Below are 2546 nucleotides of genomic sequence, written 5' to 3' on the forward strand. Positions count from 1 at the left end.
GCGGCGAGCAACAGCTCTCCCGCCGATGCGGAAGAGCCCGGCCTTGCCGCCCTTTGACCACATGAAGACAGCCGCAGTTATCGGAGCCGGCGTATCCGGCCTTGCCTCAGCCCACATTCTCTCCAAACGATACAAGGTCACCGTCTACGAGAAAGACGCACGCCCCGGAGGCCTCATCAAGTGCGACGAGGTCAACGGCGTCCTTTATCACAAGGTCGGCGGCCACGTGTTCAACTCACGCCGAGCTGATGTGCTGGAATGGTTCTGGACCTTTTTCCGCCGCGAGCAGGACTTCACCAAAGCCACCCGCAACGCCGTCGTCTCACTCCGCGACGGGACCTGCGTCAGCTACCCCATCGAGAATCACCTCTACCGGCTGCCCCGCCCCACGGCGCAAGCCGTCATCCGCGACCTCATCGACATGGCGGGCAAGGGCTACGGTGAGCCTCAAAACTTCGACGAGTTTCTCCGCGCCCGCTTCGGGCAGACGCTCTACAGCGAATACTTCGAGCCCTACAACCGCAAAATCTGGCAGTGCCCGCTGAGCGAAATTCCCTTGGCTTGGCTCGAAGGCAAATTGCCCATGCCCGGCATTGACGAAATCCTGCAAGCCAACATCCTGCGCCTCCAAGAGGTCAACATGGTGCACAGCAGTTTCAACTACCCCGTCCGCGGAGGCTCACAGTTCATTGCCGACACCCTGGCCCGGGGGCTGTCGGTGCGCTACGGCACTCCTGCCGAGGCGCTGGAGCGCCGGAGCGACGGCACGTGGCGCGTCAACGGTGACAGCTACGACCTCGTCGTGTTCTGCGGCAACATCAAGCAGCTCGCCTCCCTGCTGAAAGGCGGCGTCTCACTGGGCAGCGAACTGGAGCAAGGGATTCAGGCTCTCCGAGCCCACGGCACCACCTCCGTCCTCTGCGAGGTCGAAGCCAACCCGTACAGCTGGATTTACCTGCCGGACACGGCATACGCCTCGCACCGCATCATCTGCACCGGCAACTTCTCCCCCAACAACGCGCCCGTCGGCAAACACACGGCCACCGTCGAGTTCACCGGAGAAGTCAGCAAAGACTCCCTCCTCGAGCAACTCGCGCGCATGCCCTTTGCGCCGCGCTATCTGGCGCACCACTACGAACCCTACACGTACCCGATTCAGGACGGGCACACCCGCCCGTGCATCCAAGCGGCCAAAGCCCTGCTGGAGCCGCAGGGGCTGCACCTCATCGGGCGCTTTGCCGAATGGGAATACTACAACATGGACGCAGCCATCGGAGCCGCCCTCGACCGCCTGACAAGCATCATCAACTGATACCCCTCCCCTCTCGTGCAGAAGCTCATCAACCTGATGCGCCGCCAAGCCGGCGTCGTCAAGTTTCTCGTTGTCGGCGTCACGGCGTCGATTGTACACGGCGCCATCTCTTGGATTTTTTACTACCACATTCAGTCGGGACAAACCATCCTGTCAACCCTCATCGGGTACGGCGGCGGGTGGATATGCTCCTACACCGGCAATCGCTTGTGGAGCTTCAGGAGCCAGACTCATGAGCTCCCCGTGGTGACGTCCTTCTCCAAGTTCATCCTCAGCCAGCTCGTGTGCATGTGCATCCTGCTGAGCACGACCTGGCTCACCCAGCAACTCATCATCCTGTACTTCTGGTGGTACATCATCACCAATCATCTTTGCATGACACCGGAGCTTGCAGCCTTCAGCGCAGGCGCCTCGTACCCGCCGGCTCTCCTCTCGGGCATGTTCTTTGCCGCGCTTGTCTCGTACGTCATCATGAAGAAATTCGTTTTCACTCAACAAAGCTCATCCCCTGAACACCCATGACTCAGCCCCGATTTGCCGTCTGCATTCCCATGGCTAACGAAGAGGAATCCTTCCACTCCTTTATCGACTGCCTCAACGGCGTGCTGGACAACTATCCGCTCTCGTCCGTCTACTTGATCGTAGACAAAGCCTCCACGGATGCCACGCCCGAACTCTGCCGACAGCTCAGCGAACAAAACAGCCGCTACCACTACGTCTGGGCTCCGGAGAATAAAAACGTCGTCGATGCGTATCTGCGAGGCTTCCGCGAGGCCATGGCTGAGAATCCGGATTTCATCATTGAGATGGACGGCGGCGGCTCGCACGACCCGCGAGTCATCCCCGCCTTCGTGCGCGCCATGACCGAGGGCAATGAATGCGCCTTCGGTTCCCGCTACATCAACGGCGGATCCATGGTGGGCTCTCCGTTCAAACGGCGCTTTCTCTCCAAGTTCGGTTCCTTTCTCGCCAGAACGCTGCTCAGCTGCCCGATGAAAGACGTGACGAGCGGATACGAGGCCTTCAGCCGCGACGTCATGAGCCGCCTTCTGGCCTATCCGCTGCGTTCTCAAGCGCATTTTTACCAGACGGAGCTGCGCTACCTGCTTCGCACGAGCCGCTGGATTGAAATCCCCATCCACTACACCTCCCCCTCGCCGCGCGTCTCGCCCAAGGCACTGGCCAACGCGCGGCAATGCCTGATCTACTACGTCCTCCGGCACTGGTTTGCCGG

Annotated in this window: 3 protein-coding genes; all 3 read left to right on the forward strand. The window is 60.6% G+C overall.

Annotated elements, in window-relative coordinates; genetic code table 11:
• The first annotated feature begins 61 nt into the window (after positions 1 to 61).
• The gene (locus tag AC6UAL_RS09570) at positions 62 to 1312 is read left to right on the forward strand and encodes a protoporphyrinogen/coproporphyrinogen oxidase (protein ID WP_500683155.1); all 1251 of its coding nucleotides are present in this window, start codon (positions 62 to 64) and stop codon (positions 1310 to 1312) included.
• A gap of 15 nt (positions 1313 to 1327) precedes the next feature.
• Positions 1328 to 1834, forward strand: a complete 507-nt coding sequence (locus tag AC6UAL_RS09575) for a GtrA family protein (protein WP_500683156.1) — start codon at positions 1328 to 1330, stop codon at positions 1832 to 1834.
• On the forward strand, positions 1831 to 2546 hold a 716-nt coding region (locus tag AC6UAL_RS09580), incomplete at its 3' end, for a glycosyltransferase (RefSeq protein ID WP_500683157.1). The genes AC6UAL_RS09575 and AC6UAL_RS09580, both read left to right, overlap by 4 nt.

The organism is Candidatus Parakkermansia intestinigallinarum (assembly GCF_944389695.1).
Classification (GTDB): Bacteria; Verrucomicrobiota; Verrucomicrobiia; order Verrucomicrobiales; family Akkermansiaceae; genus Akkermansia; species Akkermansia intestinigallinarum.

Coding starts and splice junctions, on each gene's coding strand:
- AC6UAL_RS09570 (WP_500683155.1), top strand. CDS start 62: ATGAAGACAGCCGCAGTTATCGGAGCCGGCGTATCCGGCCTTGCCTCA.